Source organism: Streptomyces sp. NPDC008163, assembly GCF_042956885.1.
Taxonomy (GTDB): domain Bacteria; phylum Actinomycetota; class Actinomycetes; order Streptomycetales; family Streptomycetaceae; genus Streptomyces; species Streptomyces drozdowiczii_A.
The window spans coordinates 102,621-116,380 of sequence record NZ_JBIBHG010000002.1; the positions used below are offsets into that span (position 1 = coordinate 102,621).

15 protein-coding genes are annotated in these 13,760 nt (G+C 70.5%); 10 read left to right on the top strand and 5 right to left on the bottom strand.

All coding sequences use genetic code 11. From position 1 onward, the window contains the following. Positions 1 to 41 precede the first annotated feature (41 nt). On the top strand, positions 42 to 581 hold the full coding sequence (locus ACFZAT_RS05610; protein ID WP_391260560.1) for a hypothetical protein: 540 nt from the start codon (positions 42 to 44) through the stop codon (positions 579 to 581). A 37-nt stretch (positions 582 to 618) separates the two neighbouring features. Here the strand turns inward: ACFZAT_RS05610 and ACFZAT_RS05615 are convergent, their stop codons facing one another. Then, positions 619 to 1,044: a contact-dependent growth inhibition system immunity protein gene (locus ACFZAT_RS05615; RefSeq protein WP_391260563.1), complete on the bottom strand. Its 426-nt coding sequence runs from the start codon at positions 1,042 to 1,044 to the stop codon at positions 619 to 621. Positions 1,045 to 1,303: 259 nt separating this feature from the next. Here ACFZAT_RS05615 and ACFZAT_RS05620 point away from each other — a divergent pair, with 259 nt between their 5' ends. Next, positions 1,304 to 1,678 (top strand): hypothetical protein, encoded by a 375-nt coding sequence (locus ACFZAT_RS05620; protein WP_391260566.1) that lies wholly within the window; start codon positions 1,304 to 1,306, stop codon positions 1,676 to 1,678. 85 nt (positions 1,679 to 1,763) lie between these two features. On the opposite strand, the gene ACFZAT_RS05625 is transcribed toward ACFZAT_RS05620, so the two are convergent. Together ACFZAT_RS05625 and ACFZAT_RS05630 are read right to left on the bottom strand one after the other, a co-directional pair. Continuing rightward, positions 1,764 to 2,381: a hypothetical protein gene (locus ACFZAT_RS05625; RefSeq protein WP_391260568.1), complete on the bottom strand. Its 618-nt coding sequence runs from the start codon at positions 2,379 to 2,381 to the stop codon at positions 1,764 to 1,766. Between the two features lie 4 nt (positions 2,382 to 2,385). Then, positions 2,386 to 2,775 (bottom strand): contact-dependent growth inhibition system immunity protein, encoded by a 390-nt coding sequence (locus ACFZAT_RS05630; protein WP_391260570.1) that lies wholly within the window; start codon positions 2,773 to 2,775, stop codon positions 2,386 to 2,388. Positions 2,776 to 2,920: 145 nt separating this feature from the next. On the opposite strand from ACFZAT_RS05630, the gene ACFZAT_RS05635 reads away from it, so the two are divergent. From ACFZAT_RS05635 to ACFZAT_RS05655, 5 genes are all read left to right on the top strand, one after another. Then, complete coding sequence (locus tag ACFZAT_RS05635) at positions 2,921 to 3,379, top strand: tetratricopeptide repeat protein (protein WP_391260574.1); 459 nt, start codon at positions 2,921 to 2,923, stop codon at positions 3,377 to 3,379. After that, positions 3,325 to 3,711, top strand: a complete 387-nt coding sequence (locus ACFZAT_RS05640) for a hypothetical protein (protein WP_391260577.1) — start codon at positions 3,325 to 3,327, stop codon at positions 3,709 to 3,711. Before ACFZAT_RS05635 ends, ACFZAT_RS05640 begins: the two co-directional genes overlap by 55 nt. A 54-nt stretch (positions 3,712 to 3,765) precedes the next feature. Continuing rightward, complete coding sequence (locus ACFZAT_RS05645) at positions 3,766 to 3,990, top strand: hypothetical protein (protein WP_391260579.1); 225 nt, start codon at positions 3,766 to 3,768, stop codon at positions 3,988 to 3,990. A gap of 166 nt (positions 3,991 to 4,156) precedes the next feature. Beyond that, on the top strand, positions 4,157 to 4,963 hold the full coding sequence (locus ACFZAT_RS05650; protein ID WP_391260582.1) for a putative protein N(5)-glutamine methyltransferase: 807 nt from the start codon (positions 4,157 to 4,159) through the stop codon (positions 4,961 to 4,963). Positions 4,964 to 5,010: 47 nt separating this feature from the next. Then, complete coding sequence (locus ACFZAT_RS05655; RefSeq protein WP_391260584.1) at positions 5,011 to 8,001, top strand: bifunctional [glutamine synthetase] adenylyltransferase/[glutamine synthetase]-adenylyl-L-tyrosine phosphorylase; 2,991 nt, start codon at positions 5,011 to 5,013, stop codon at positions 7,999 to 8,001. A 24-nt stretch (positions 8,002 to 8,025) separates the two neighbouring features. Here the strand turns inward: ACFZAT_RS05655 and ACFZAT_RS05660 are convergent, their stop codons facing one another. Beyond that, positions 8,026 to 8,937: a phosphatase PAP2 family protein gene (locus tag ACFZAT_RS05660; protein WP_391261650.1), complete on the bottom strand. Its 912-nt coding sequence runs from the start codon at positions 8,935 to 8,937 to the stop codon at positions 8,026 to 8,028. A gap of 162 nt (positions 8,938 to 9,099) precedes the next feature. Then, positions 9,100 to 10,164, bottom strand: coding sequence for a substrate-binding domain-containing protein (locus ACFZAT_RS05665; RefSeq protein ID WP_391260587.1), 1,065 nt, complete (start codon positions 10,162 to 10,164; stop codon positions 9,100 to 9,102). 371 nt (positions 10,165 to 10,535) lie between these two features. On the opposite strand from ACFZAT_RS05665, the gene ACFZAT_RS05670 reads away from it, so the two are divergent. From ACFZAT_RS05670 to ACFZAT_RS05680, 3 genes are read left to right on the top strand one after another with little or no spacing between them, the layout of a single operon-like run. Further along, on the top strand, positions 10,536 to 11,810 hold the full coding sequence (locus tag ACFZAT_RS05670; protein WP_391260590.1) for an extracellular solute-binding protein: 1,275 nt from the start codon (positions 10,536 to 10,538) through the stop codon (positions 11,808 to 11,810). Between the two features lie 21 nt (positions 11,811 to 11,831). After that, positions 11,832 to 12,848: a sugar ABC transporter permease gene (locus ACFZAT_RS05675; RefSeq protein ID WP_365679494.1), complete on the top strand. Its 1,017-nt coding sequence runs from the start codon at positions 11,832 to 11,834 to the stop codon at positions 12,846 to 12,848. Further along, positions 12,842 to 13,732 (top strand): ABC transporter permease subunit, encoded by an 891-nt coding sequence (locus ACFZAT_RS05680; RefSeq protein ID WP_391261653.1) that lies wholly within the window; start codon positions 12,842 to 12,844, stop codon positions 13,730 to 13,732. Before ACFZAT_RS05675 ends, ACFZAT_RS05680 begins: the two co-directional genes overlap by 7 nt. Positions 13,733 to 13,760: the final 28 nt, after the last annotated feature.

Below are 13,760 nucleotides of genomic sequence, written 5' to 3' on the forward strand. Positions count from 1 at the left end.
GCGAGCAGCAGGTCACGCGCGTAGAGGTTTACGATGCCGGGATGCGCACAGACATCCGCGGGGGTGCTCAGGCCCTCTTGGTCAACGGCACTGTCGGTGTGGGAAAGACCAGTGTTGCCGAGGCGGTGGGCGACCTTCTTGCCGACGCCGGCGCCCCTCACGCGGTGCTCGACCTCGACTGGCTGAGGAAGTCGTGGCCCGCGCCTCCCGGTGACCGTTTCAACTTCGGCTTGCTGCTGCGGAACCTGCGGAGTGTCGCAGTCAACTATCTCGATGCGGGAGCGACCCGCCTGGTTTTGGCCGGTGTGGTCGAGCGCCAGGACGAGCGGAAGCAGCTGGCCGATGCCGTAGGCGTGGATCTCACGGTGTGCTGGCTGCGAGCCGAACTCCCAGTCGTCCACCAGCGCCTGGCCCGGCGCCACGCCGACGAGCTCGAAGCGCTGCGATGGCACCTGGACCGATCCGCCGAGCTGGACGCCATCCTCGGCCGGGCCGCAGTCGACGACTTCACCGTCGATACCACCACCAGCTCCGTCCACGATGCCGCCGTATCCGTGATCAGAGCGGCCAACTGGCAGTGACCAGGGTGTCCCACGAGTTCTGCTGAGGGGCCTCGCTTCAACGCGGCGGCTCTGCCCCGGCGATGAAGCGGGCGATCTCGTCGGCGGCGCCGAGCGGGAGGGTCGCGAGGTCCGTCTCGGGCAGGTCCGAGAGGGCCGTGCGCAGTTGTGCTGCCAGGTCCGGCAGCAGCGTCCAGACTGGCGGCGGCACATTCACGGTGGCGAGCAGCAGGTCGCCCGGGTAGAAGTACGCGTCGAGCAACGGATCGTCCACCAGGAGGCGCACGGCGAGCGGGACGACGTTCGGCAGTGCCACCCCCTGCGAGACGAGTGTCCGCAGGTCCGCCGCCCGCAGTTCGCGCAGCGGTACGCGTCGCAGGGTATGCACCTTCCGTACCAGGTGGGTCGCATCGGCGGGCGGATCCGGCCAGCGGGGCGGGTCCAGCTCATCGAGCGTGCGGTCGAGGTGCAGCAGAAGGGCCATGGCGTTCATTGTCGACCTCCCACGTGTGCCGTCCGGCGTGACCGGCGAACAGGCAGCAAGCGTCGCCGTCGTGCCCGGGACTGTCCGATGAGTCAACCGCAGTCGAATGGCTGACCCCGGCCGAGGTCGCGGCACGGATGGCCGAGGTCTACGCGGTCCGGGTTGCCGATGCCCTGCTCGACGGTGCGCCGCAGGTACGCACGCACGACGGCAGGGCGTTCGCTCAGCTGGCTGAAGACATCGCGGAAGAGGGGTAGTCGTGTCGCAGACCGAAGGTGCGCGTCTGTTTCGGGAGAGTTGGATCGACGGCGTGCGGCGGCACTTTCCCGGGGAGCCGAAGGCCGGGTACGTCACGCCGTGGGAGGAGGCCCCGCAGTGGGAGCGGGAGGCGGCCGGGGCGGTGTACGCGCAGGTGCGGCAGTTCGTTGAGGTGAGCGGCGGGCACGTGGCGCGGCTGTCCCGGGAGCAGAAGGGGCGGTTCGTCGCCCTGTGCTGGACGGCCCAGATGTACAAGCACTTCGAGGAGCCGAAGCCCGGATACGTCGCGGACTGGGCTGACTTGCCGGAGTGGCAGCGGGAGACCGATGCCGGCATCTTCGAGGCGATCGAGGCCGAGCGGCCGCCTGCGGCGTAGCGGAGTGGTCGACGCCGGGGACGTTATTCAGGGAGGGCGGTGATGCGACTGGTCAGCCACGAGGCGGAGAGGGCGGCCATCGATCCTAGTCGAGGCCGTTGGGTGGCTCGGTGAAATCGATGGTCAAGGCTGTGGGGTTGCTGGAAGCGGCCAGTGGCGGTCGTCGGGTGGCTCGCGCGCCGGTGTCCACGGCGACGCCCAGGTCGCGCCGCATCGCCTCTCTCATGACGCCTATGAGGGACCAGAGCGCATGCTGCGCTTCGGCGGCTGAGCGCGAGGTCTCGCCCGGTCGGGGGCTTTCCTGTTCCAGGCGCTTGATCTGTCCATAGACCCCGTTCAACGCCTCGTTCAGTTCGTGAGCAGGAACGATCACCGCGTCGGGGGCGATCATCAGAGCCTCGGACCATCGGTCACGGTAGGCGTCCTTGGTGCCTTCCAGCGCCGCCACGTCCTCCCGCCCGACGGTGCCATCGCGCATGACGTACAGGTGACGGCTGAGTGCCGTGGCGAACTGCCGTGCGTCCCGGTGCAGTTGTGTGTAACAGCTGCGGCGTACCTCACGATTCTCGCGAGCCTCCTGGATGGCATGGGCCATCTCCAACTCACGCTTCTTTGTACGGTCGGCGCCCCGCTGGGTGAGCAGCGCGCCCCCAAGCGTGCCCGCTACACCGGTGATCGCGATCAGTACCGCCCCCAGGTCCATTCGGTCACCCTAGGCGGCACCACGAAACGAAGCGGGCGATCTCGCGCGCGGCGTCCCGGGGGAGATCGGCGTATGCCGACTCCGGCAGGGCCGAGGCGACGGTGCGCAGCTCCTTCGCGAGCTCCGGTAACAGGTCCCAGACCGTCGCGGGCACGTTCACGGTGGCGAGCAGCAGGTCGCCCGGGTAGAAGTACGCGTCGAGCAGCGGATCGTCCACCAGGAGGCGTACGGCGAGCGGTACGACGTACGGCAGCGCCACCTGCTGGGAGACGAGTGTGCGCAGGTCCGCCGCCCGCAGTTCGCGCAGCGGTACGCGCCGCAGCGCATGCACCGCCCGCACCGGGCGGGTCGCGTCGGCGGCCGGCTCGGTGCGGGCGCGGCGGATCCAGCTCATCGAGCGTGCGGTCCAGGTGCAGCAGAAGGTCCATGGCGTTCATTGTCGGCCGCGCCGTACGTGTGCCATCCGGCGCGGCAGCGGGAACCCGGACACCCGTGCGAGCCGTCCTACCGTAGACGTCGGTGTGACCGGGAGGACGTGTATGTCGCGAGGTTGGAAGGTCGTTGCGGTTCTGCTGGCCGTCGGGGGTGTTGCCGAGGCGGTGCGCAGGCGGCGGAGGGCGGACTGGGTGGGGCGGGCGAACAGGGAGCTCGACGTCCGGGACCGGGTGTTGCGCGAGCGGGATTCCGGGACCCTCGACCTTCGGCACGAGGCCCATCGGCTGCGCGAACTCGGCGACGGAGCAGGCGCGTTGGAGGTCCACGGGCGACTGCTGGCCGCCCGGGCGGAGGCGCTGGGCGGGGATCACCCGGATGTGCTCGTCACGCGCTTCAACCATGCCGGGCATCGATGGGAGGCCGGGGACAGGGACGGTGCTCTGATGGCATACGAGCAAGTCCTGGCCGACATGGTGCGGGTGCTGGGGGAGGACGATCCCAGTACGCGATGGACCCGGAACGTGCTGGCGAGCCGGAAGAAGGAAGCGGAGGACACCCCGTGACCACCCTGTGGCGCCCCACGGGCCCCGAAGAGCTGGACCTCGTGCGCGAGCTGAACTGGCGCGCCTGGCCCCCTCGCCTGCCCGAACAGCCGATCTTCTACCCGGTCCTCAACGAGGACTACGCGATCCGGATCGCCCGCGACTGGAACGTCAAGCACAGCGGCGTCGGCTACGTGACCCGCTTCGAGGTCGAGACGGAGTTCCTGAGCCGGTACCCGGTGCAGCAGGCCGGTGGCCGGACGATCCTCGAACTGTGGGTCCCGGCGGAGGAGCTGGACGAGTTCAACGCGCACATCGTGGGCGAGATCGAGGTGACCCACGAGTTCCGCTGAGGGGGCTCCCTGCCCGACAATGGACGGAACCAGGGGGAACGGGGGAGGTACACCATGTTTGCGGTTCTCATCGTGTTCGGGCTGCTCCTGAGCGCCATCGTGTTCCTGATCGTGAAGGTGAACCTGCGGCACCGGCGGCGTACGCACGCCTTCGAGGGCCAGGAGATCGAACGGCAGTACAGCGCGGAGATACGCAACATCCGCGCCGCCAACACCTCGGTGGCGATCCACAACGGCTTCGTCAACGGCGGCAACGAGTACCGGCCCGGGCGCCGCTGAAACCTGAGGTAGTCTTTCGCATCCCCGCACGGGGACACGACCAAGGAGGTGGGACCCATTACCGCTGTATCGACCCGGGTGCTCCCCTCCCGCGAACGCGTGGCCGACCGCAATTAAGGGCCTGTCGCGGAGCACCCCTCGGCGTTCCTCCGAAAGGCTCCGCACCATGCCGGTCCCGCTGTCACCGTCCGACCTCTCCTCCCTCGCCGCCACCCTCCGCGCCGCCGGCTGCGTCTTCGCCGAGGACGAGGCCGCGCTCATCGCCGCCACCGCCGCCGATCCCGCCCAGCTCGCCGCCATGGCCGAACGGCGCGCCGCCGGGCACCCTCTGGAACACGTCCTCGGCTGGGCCGAGTTCGCCGGGCTGCGGATCGCCGTCGACCCCGGCGTCTTCGTCCCCCGCCGCCGCACCGAGTTCCTGATCGACCGGGCCGTCGCCCTCGCCCCGGACCCGGCCGTCGTGGTCGACCTGTGCTGCGGCTCCGGCGCGCTCGGCGCCGCGCTCGCCGCCGCGCTGGACCGGGTCGAGCTGCACGCCGCCGACGTCGAGCCCGCCGCCGTACGCTGCGCCCGGCGCAACGTCGGGGACCGGGGGCGGGTGTACGAGGGCGACCTCTTCGCACCCCTGCCCGGCGCCCTGCGCGGCCGCGTCGACGTACTCCTCGCCAACGTGCCGTACGTACCGACCGGCGACGTCGCCCTCCTCCCCGCCGAGGCCCGCGTCCACGAACCGCTCGTCGCGCTCGACGGCGGCGGCGACGGCCTCGACGTCCTGCGCCGGGTCGCCGCGGAGGCGCCGCGCTGGCTCGCCCCGGGCGGCAGCCTCCTCGTCGAGACGAGCGAACGGCAGGCGGACACCGCCGCGGGGGTCCTGGCGGACAGCGGGCTCGTGACGCGCGTCGACTCCTGCGAGGAGCGGTACGCGACCGTCCTCACCGGGACGCTCCCCGCACGCCGCGCCCGCACCGCCTAAACTCCGAAGGCTGGGAGCTGATCGGGCGGCGAGCGGGAGAGCGCGGGATGACCATGGTGCCGGGGCGCAGGAGCAGTACGTTCACCCGACTGCTGCGGCACGGATTCACCGACCCGTCCGCCGCCGAGCGGCTGCTCGACCTGCCGGACTTCGCCTCCGTACGCACCGACTCCGTGCTCCTCGACGCGCTCGGGGCCACCGCCGACCCCGACCTCGCGCTGCGCGGCCTCGTCCGGCTGGTCGAGGCGGAGGAGGCGGGGGAGCGGCAGATCCTGCTGGACACCCTGGTCACCGCGAAGCCCCTGCGGGACCGGCTGCTCGGGGTGCTCGGCGCGTCCGAGGCGCTCGGGGACCACCTGGCCCGGCACCCGCGCGACTGGCAGGCGCTCGTCACGTACGAGGCAGCCGACCTGCACCCCGGGGTCGCCGAGTTCGAGCAGGAGCTGGCCGGGGCGGACGGGCCGGACGCCCTGCGCGTCGGCTACCGGCGGTGCCTGCTGTCCATCGCCGCCCGGGACGTCTGCGGCACCACCGACGTCGCGGAGACCGCCGCCGAGCTGGCCGACCTCGCCACCGCGACCCTGCGCGCCGCACTCCGTATCGCCTCGGCCGCCGCCCCCGACGACGCCGCGCAGTGCCGGCTCGCGGTCATCGCGATGGGCAAGTGCGGCGGGCACGAGCTGAACTACGTCTCCGACGTGGACGTCATCTTCGTCGCCGAGCCCGCCGACGGCGCCGAGGAGAGCGGGGCCATGCAGGCAGCGACCCGGCTCGCCTCCCACCTCATGCGGATCTGCTCCGACACCACCGTCGAGGGCACCATCTGGCCCGTCGACGCCAACCTCCGCCCCGAGGGCCGCAACGGCCCCCTCGTCCGCACGCTCTCCTCGCACCTCGCGTACTACCAGCGCTGGGCCAAGACCTGGGAGTTCCAGGCGCTCCTGAAGGCCCGGCCGGTCGCCGGGGACCGGGCGCTCGGCGAGGAGTACGTCGAGGCGGTGTCGCCGCTCGTCTGGCAGGCCGCGGACCGGGAGAACTTCGTCCCCGACGTGCAGAAGATGCGCCGCCGCGTCGTGGACACCATCCCCGCCGACCGCGTCGACCGCGAGCTGAAGCTCGGCCCCGGCGGGCTGCGGGACGTCGAGTTCGCCGTCCAGCTCCTCCAGCTCGTGCACGGCCGCAGCGACCCGTCCCTGCGTAGCGGATCGACCCTGGAGGCGCTGGGGGCGCTCGCCGAGGGCGGTTACGTGGGGCGCGTCGACGCCGTACAGCTGGACGACGCCTACCGCTTCCTGCGCGCCATGGAGCACCGCATCCAGCTCTACCGGCTGCGCCGCACCCACCTCGTCCCCGACGAGGAGCCCGACCTGCGGCGCCTCGGCCGCTCCCTCGGGCTGCGCACCGACCCCATCGCCGAGCTGAACCAGGCATGGCGGCGGCACGCGTCCGTGGTGCGGCGCCTGCACGAGAAGCTGTTCTACCGGCCGCTGCTCGACGCCGTCGCCCAGCTCGCGCCCGGCGAGTCCCGGCTCAGCACCAAGGCCGCCACCGCCCGGCTCGTCGCCCTCGGTTACGAGGACCCGGCCGCCGCCCTCCGCCACCTGGAGGCGCTGTCGTCCGGGGTCTCCCGCAAGGCCGCCATCCAGCGCACCCTGCTGCCCGTGCTCCTCGGCTGGTTCGCGGACTCCGCCGACCCGGACGCCGGACTCCTCGGCTTCCGCAAGGTGTCCGACGCGCTCGGCAAGACGCCGTGGTATCTGCGGCTCCTGCGCGACGAGGGGGCCGCCGCCGAGAACCTCGCCCGGGTCCTGTCGGCCGGGCGGCTCGCCCCGGACCTGCTGCTGCGCGCCCCCGAAGCCGTCTCCATCCTCGGCGACCCGCAGGGCCTCGCCCCGCGCAGCCGGGACCACCTGGAGCAGGAGGTGCTGGCCGCCGTCGGCCGCGCGGACGACGCGGAGACGGCCGTCGCGGTGGTGCGCGGGGTGCGCAGGCGCGAGCTGTTCCGGACGACGGCCGCCGACCTCATCGGCTCGTACGGTACGGAGGACAGCCCCGCCGAGCCCGATCCCGGGGCCCTCGTGGACCGGGTCGGCAGCGCCGTCACGGACCTGAACGCCGTCACCATCGCCGGTGCGCTGCGGGCCGCCGTCCGCGCGGAGTGGGGGGACACCCTGCCGACCCGGTTCGCCGTCATCGGCATGGGGCGGTTCGGCGGGCACGAGCTGGGATACGGCTCCGACGCGGACGTCCTCTTCGTCCACGAGCCCCGGGAGGGTGTGGACGAGCAGGAGGCGGGGCGGGCGGCGAACCGTGTGGTCTCCGAGATGCGGCGCCTCCTCCAGCTGCCCACCGCGGACCCGCCGCTCCTCATCGACCCGGACCTGCGCCCCGAGGGCAAGAACGGGCCCCTCGTGCGCACCCTGAAGTCGTACGACGCGTACTACCGGCGCTGGTCCCTCGGCTGGGAGAGCCAGGCCCTGCTGCGGGCCGAGCCGATGGCGGGGGACATGGACCTGGGAGCGGAGTTCGCGGAGCTGATCGACCCCCTGCGGTATCCGGCGGACGGGCTCGGCGACGACGCGGTCCGCGAGATCCGGCGGCTCAAGGCCCGGATGGAGGCCGAGCGGCTGCCGCGCGGGGCGGACCCGACGCTCCACACGAAGCTGGGGCGCGGCGGGCTGAGCGACGTCGAGTGGACGGTCCAGCTGATGCAGATGCGCCACGGCCACGAGATCCCGGGCCTGCGCACCACCCGCACCCGCGCCGCGCTGGCCGCGGCGTGCGCGGCGGGCCTGATCCCGGAGGACGACGCCCGGACCCTGGACGAGGCGTGGGTCCTCGCGACCCGCGTCCGCAACGCGGTGATGCTCGTACGGGGGCGCCCCGGCGACACGTTCCCCTCGGTCCCCCGCGAGCTGACCGCGGTGGGGCGGTACCTGGGGTACGAGGAGGGGCACGTCGGGGACATGCTGGACGACTACCGCCGGGTGACGCGGCGGGCGCGGGGGGTTGTGGACGAGCGGTTCTACGGTGCCTGAGCCCGTGGGGCGCTGCCCCGGGGGCTAACGCCGGGTCGCCGCTGGTTCGCGCTGGGGCTGCACCCCCAGCGCGCGGAGCCGCGGGCGACGGTCCGCCTTCGGCGGGATCCACCGGGGCAGCCGGTGCGGCAGCGACCCGTACCACGCGTACGACACCGCGTAACCGAACGCCAGGCACGCCATGCCCCCCACCGCGTCCAGCCAGAAGTGGTTCGCCGTCGACACGATGACCATCAGGGTGACCGCCGGGTACAGCAGCCCCAGGATGCGGGCCCAGGGGGCCGAGGCCAGGGCGAAGATGGTCAGGCCGCACCACAGGGACCAGCCGATGTGCATCGACGGCATGGCCGCGTACTGGTTGGACATGTTCTTGAAGTTGCCCGATGCCATCGAACCCCAGGTCTGGTGGACCAGGACCGTGTCGATGAAGTGCCCGCCGTTCATCAGGCGGGGCGGCGCCAACGGATAGAGGTAGTAGCCGAGGAGCGCGACGGCCGTGGTCGCGAACAGGGCCAGCCTGGCTGCCGCGTACCGGCCGGGATGCCGCCGGAACAACCATACGAGCACACTGATCGTGACGATGAAGTGCAGCGTCGCGTAGTAGTAGTTCATCGAGACGATGAGCCATGTCACCGAGTTGACCGCGTGGTTGACGGACTGCTCGACCGCGATGCCGAGGAAGCGTTCGACCGACCACAGCCAGTCCGCGTTGGCGAGCGCCGCGGCCTTCTGCTCCGGGACCGCGTTGCGCACGAGCGAGTACACCCAGTAACTCACCGCGACGAGCAGGATTTCGAACCAGAGGCGGGGCCGCCGGGGTGACCGGGGGGAGCGCAGCCGGGACGCGGCGTGAGCGAAGGGTCTGTCGAGGGCTCTGCCGAGCCCGTGTGTGCGACCGGACTGCTTCGTGTTCGCCTTGGGAGCCGCCTCGTTCACGATGGGTGACGGGGTGGCCTCCGTGCGGCCTTCCTGTCGTTTCACGCTCAATTCACCCATAGGCACAGAGTCTGCCAGATTTGCCTTCTCTGCCCGATGATCCTCCGGCGGGGCGCGAGTTGCACGTCCGAAGGGGGTGCCCGGCTGCGCGCGACAGGCCGGTTACGCCCCCGCGTGCGACCCTGGAAGGGAGGCGGGGGCGGCGTTGTCCTGGCCGGGGCCCGCCGCGGTGGAGCCGCGTACGACCAGCTCCGGCATGAAGACGAACTCGCTGTGCGGGGCGGGCGTGCCGCCGATCTCCTCCAGGAGGGTGCGCACGGCGGCCTGGCCCATCGCCGTCACCGGCTGGCGGATCGTGGTCAGCGGCGGGTCGGTGAACGCTATGAGCGGCGAGTCGTCGTACCCCACCACCGACAGCTCGCGCGGGACCTCGCGGGAGAGCCGGCGGGCGGCCCTGATCGCGCCGAGCGCCATCATGTCGCTCGCGCACACCACCGCCGTGCAGCCGCGTTCCATCAGCGCGGAGGCGGCGGCCTGGCCGCCCTCCAGGGTGTAGAGGGAGTGCTGGACCAGCTCCTCGACCTCGTCCGCCGTGAGGTTCAACTGCTCGCGCATCGTGGCGTGGAAGCCCTCGATCTTGCGGAGCACCGGCACGAAGCGCTTCGGGCCGACCGCGAGTCCGATCCGGGTGTGGCCCAGCGACACCAGATGCGTCACCGCCAGCCGCATCGCGGCCCGGTCGTCCGGCGAGATGAAAGGTGCCTGCACCTTGGGCGAGAAACCGTTGACCAGCACGAAGGGCACGCCCTGGGCGCGCAGTTGCTCGTAACGCCCCATGTCGGCGGAGGTGTCGGCGTGCAGCCCGGAGACGAAGATGATCCCGGAGACGCCCCGGTCGACCAGCATCTCGGTCAGCTCGTCCTCGGTGGAGCCGCCCGGGGTCTGGGTCGCGAGGACCGGGGTGTAGCCCTGCCGGGTCAGCGCCTGCCCGATGACCTGGGCGAGCGCCGGGAAGATCGGGTTCTCCAGTTCGGGCGTGATCAGGCCGACGAGCCCCGCGCTGCGCCTGCGTAGCCGTACGGGCCGTTCGTAGCCGAGTACGTCGAGCGCCGCGAGGACGGATTCGCGGGTGGCAGCGGCTACCCCGGGCTTGCCGTTCAGTACACGGCTGACCGTCGCTTCGCTGACCCCCGCCTGAGTTGCGATATCGGCAAGCCGTGCGGTCATGGCATTGGACTGTACCGGGAGCGGGTCGGATTGCCCACCATGCGCAGGAATCGGGCGGGACCGGCCGCCCCGGGGCAACCCGAGCCGTGCTCGGCCGCATCCGGCGGCAACGTCTTGCAAGGTCTTGCGGGCCCGCTTTGCCGGCTGCGGTCAGATCGTCGCACTGCGGAATCGGGGCTGGTGAGCCTGGTGTGGCAGGGATCCGGGAGTTTCGTCAAGTGGCTTGACGGCAACCTTGAGGACACGCCAATGTAACGATCGCCGGAGCTTGCAGAAATCTTCCGCAAAGTCTTTCGGTCGTCTTTCATCCTTGTTACGTTCACGTCGACCCGGCGCCGCGACGGAGCGGTACGGCAGTTGAAGGAGTTCAGATGCGACGTGGCATAACGGCCACCGCCCTGGTCGCGGCCCTGGCGCTCGCGGCGACCGCCTGCGGCAGCGACGACAAGTCCGACGGCGGTTCCAAGAGCTCGGGCGAGCTCTCCGGCACCGTGACGTGGTGGGACACCTCCACCGCGGGCAGCGAGGACAAGGTCTTCAAGAAGATCGCCGAGGGCTTCGAGAAGCTGCACCCGAAGGTCGACGTCAAGTACGTCAACGTGCCCTTCGGTGACGCGCAGAACAAGTTCAAGAACGCGGCGCAGGCCGGCTCCGGCGCCCCCGACGTGATCCGCTCCGAGGTCGCCTGGACCCCCGAGTTCGCGGACCTCGGCTACCTGGCCCCGCTGGACGGCACCCCCGCCCTGCAGAAGCAGGACGACTTCCTGAAGCAGGCCGCCGCGTCCACCAAGTACAACGGCAAGACGTACGCGGTGCCGCAGGTGATCGACTCCATGGGCATCTTCTACAACAAGAAGATGTTCAAGGAGGCCGGCGTCGAGGTCCCCACCACCATCGACGAGCTGAAGACCGTCTCCAAGAAGATCAAGGCGAAGACCGGCAAGACCGGCTTCTACCTGCGCGGCGACGACGCCTACTGGTTCCTTTCCTTCCTGTACGGCGAGGGCGGCGACATGGTCAACGCCGCCGACAAGACCGTCACCATCGACGACGCGGCCGGTGTCAAGGCCATGAAGGTCGTCAAGGACCTGGTCGACTCGGGCGCCGCCAAGACGGACGCCACGGACGGCTGGGAGAACATGCAGGCGTCGTTCAAGAACGGCGACGTCGCGATGATGATCAACGGCCCCTGGGCCGTCGCCGACACCTACACCGGCAAGGAGTTCAAGGACAAGGCCAACCTGGGCGTCGCCCCGGTCCCGGCCGGCTCCGCCGCGCAGGGCGCCCCGCAGGGCGGTCACAACCTGGCCGTCTACGCCGGTTCCAAGAACCTGGACGCCTCCTACGCCTTCGTCGACTACATGACCTCCGTCAAGACGCAGGCCCAGGTCACCAAGGAGCTGAACCTCCTGCCGACCCGTACCTCCGCCTACGCCCAGGAGCCGGTCGTCAACAACGAGATCGTCGGCTTCTTCAAGCCGGTCGTCGAGAGCGCCGTCGAGCGCCCCTGGATCCCGGAGACCGGCAGCCTCTTCGCGCCGCTCGTCACCGAGTACACCAAGGTCCTCACCGGGCAGACGACCCCGGAGAAGGCGGTCAAGGCGACCGGCGACTCCTACCGCAAGCTCCTCAAGGGCTGGAAGTAACTCAGGAAGGCAGGCCGGCTGATGGCTGTCCACACCAGCCAGTCGGTGGTGAAGGCCGCGGGCGACGACGTCGCCCGCGGCCGGAGCCGCGGTACTGGTAACCCCCCGCCGCCGGGACGGATACGGCGGGCCCTGTCGACGCACTGGTACGCCTGGACGATGGTGGCCCCGGTCGTCGTCGTGATCGGCGTGATCATCGGTTACCCCCTGGTCCGCGGCATCTACCTGTCGCTGACCGACGCCAACGAGCGCAACGTCGCGCGGTCCATCGGGGTCAACCACCTGCCCGCCACGTACAAGTTCGTCGGCCTGGACAACTACGCCGACGCGCTCACCGGCAACCAGTTCCTCGGCACGCTCGGGTGGACCCTGGTGTGGACGGTCTCCTGCGTGGCCATCACCTTCGGCCTCGGCATGGCCCTGGCCAACATCCTCAACCGGAAGATCGCCGGACGCTCCGCGTACCGGATGGCGCTCATCCTGCCCTGGGCCATCCCCGGCTTCGTCTCCGTCTTCGCCTGGCGCTTCCTCTACAACCAGGACCGCGGGCTGCTCAACAAGATCCTCGCCGGCGGCGGCATCGACGGCATCGACTGGCTGGGCGACCCCACGATCGCCAAGATCTCCGTCATCGTCGTCAACGTCTGGCTCGGCGTGCCGTTCATGATGGTCGCCCTGCTCGGCGGCCTCCAGTCCATCCCCAGCGAGCAGTACGAAGCCGCGGAGATGGACGGCGCCACCGCCTGGCAGCGCTTCCGCCACGTCACACTGCCCGGACTGCGGCCGGTCTCCACGACCGTCATCCTGCTCTCCACCATCTGGACCTTCAACATGTTCCCGGTGATCTTCCTGCTCACCCGCGGCGGACCCGGCGAAGCCACCCAGATCCTGGTCACCCAGGCGTACAAGTTCTCCTTCGAGATCAGCCCGCGCGACTTCGCGCAGTCCTCCACCTGGGGTGTGCTGATCCTCGTACTCCTGCTGATCTTCGCCGCGGTCTACCGGCGAGTCCTGCGCACCCAGGGAGACGACTGGTGACCACCGCACCCACCCCCACCGCGCGGCACTCCGCGCAGCGCCCGGCCAGGATCCGGCGGCGCGGCGAGCGCTCGCCGCTGGCCTCCACCGCCCTGCACCTGACGCTGATCGTCGCGTCCGTGATCGCCGTCTTCCCCGTGCTGTGGGTCCTGCTCACCTCGCTGAAGCCCGCCGAGTTCGCCACCACCACGGACTTCTTCAAGGACACGACGTTCGAGAACTACACGAACCTCATCCAGGACACGAAGTTCCTGACCTGGTTCGGCAACTCGCTGATCGTCGCGGGCCTCACCACGCTCATCGGCGTCATCGTCTCGGCCTCCACCGGCTACGCCGTCAGCCGCTTCCGGTTCCCCGGCAAGCGCGGGCTGATGTGGACGCTGCTGGTCACCCAGATGTTCCCGGTCGCCGTCCTCATCGTGCCGATCTACAACATCATGGCGGGCATGGGGCTGCTCAACAAGCCCGCCGGTCTCGTCATCACGTACCTGACCATCTCGGTGCCGTTCTGCGCCTGGATGATGAAGGGCTTCTTCGACACCATCCCGCGCGAGATCGACGAGTCCGGGCAGGTCGACGGACTCACCCCGTTCGGCACCTTCTGGCGGCTCATCCTGCCGCTGGCCAAGCCGGGCCTCGCGGTCACAGCGTTCTACTCCTTCATCACCGCCTGGGGCGAGGTGGCGTACGCCTCCGCCTTCATGGTCGGCGAGGACAACCTCACCCTCGCGGGCGGCCTCCAGCTGTTCGTCAACCAGTACGGCGCCCAGTGGGGCCCGATGACCGCCGCGTCCGTACTGATCGCGATACCCGCGGCCCTGGTGTTCCTGTTCGCCCAGAAGCACCTCGTCACCGGCATGTCCGCCGGAGCCGTCAAGGGCTGAGCACCGCCCGTACGACCGCACGCACCAG

Coding starts and splice junctions, on each gene's coding strand:
- ACFZAT_RS05610 (WP_391260560.1), top strand. CDS start 42: ATGCGCACAGACATCCGCGGGGGTGCTCAGGCCCTCTTGGTCAACGGC.
- ACFZAT_RS05615 (WP_391260563.1), bottom strand. CDS start 1,044: ATGGCCCTTCTGCTGCACCTCGACCGCACGCTCGATGAGCTGGACCCG.
- ACFZAT_RS05625 (WP_391260568.1), bottom strand. CDS start 2,381: ATGGACCTGGGGGCGGTACTGATCGCGATCACCGGTGTAGCGGGCACG.
- ACFZAT_RS05630 (WP_391260570.1), bottom strand. CDS start 2,775: ATGAGCTGGATCCGCCGCGCCCGCACCGAGCCGGCCGCCGACGCGACC.
- ACFZAT_RS05635 (WP_391260574.1), top strand. CDS start 2,921: ATGTCGCGAGGTTGGAAGGTCGTTGCGGTTCTGCTGGCCGTCGGGGGT.
- ACFZAT_RS05640 (WP_391260577.1), top strand. CDS start 3,325: ATGGACCCGGAACGTGCTGGCGAGCCGGAAGAAGGAAGCGGAGGACAC.
- ACFZAT_RS05645 (WP_391260579.1), top strand. CDS start 3,766: ATGTTTGCGGTTCTCATCGTGTTCGGGCTGCTCCTGAGCGCCATCGTG.
- ACFZAT_RS05650 (WP_391260582.1), top strand. CDS start 4,157: ATGCCGGTCCCGCTGTCACCGTCCGACCTCTCCTCCCTCGCCGCCACC.
- ACFZAT_RS05655 (WP_391260584.1), top strand. CDS start 5,011: ATGACCATGGTGCCGGGGCGCAGGAGCAGTACGTTCACCCGACTGCTG.
- ACFZAT_RS05665 (WP_391260587.1), bottom strand. CDS start 10,164: ATGACCGCACGGCTTGCCGATATCGCAACTCAGGCGGGGGTCAGCGAA.
- ACFZAT_RS05670 (WP_391260590.1), top strand. CDS start 10,536: ATGCGACGTGGCATAACGGCCACCGCCCTGGTCGCGGCCCTGGCGCTC.
- ACFZAT_RS05675 (WP_365679494.1), top strand. CDS start 11,832: ATGGCTGTCCACACCAGCCAGTCGGTGGTGAAGGCCGCGGGCGACGAC.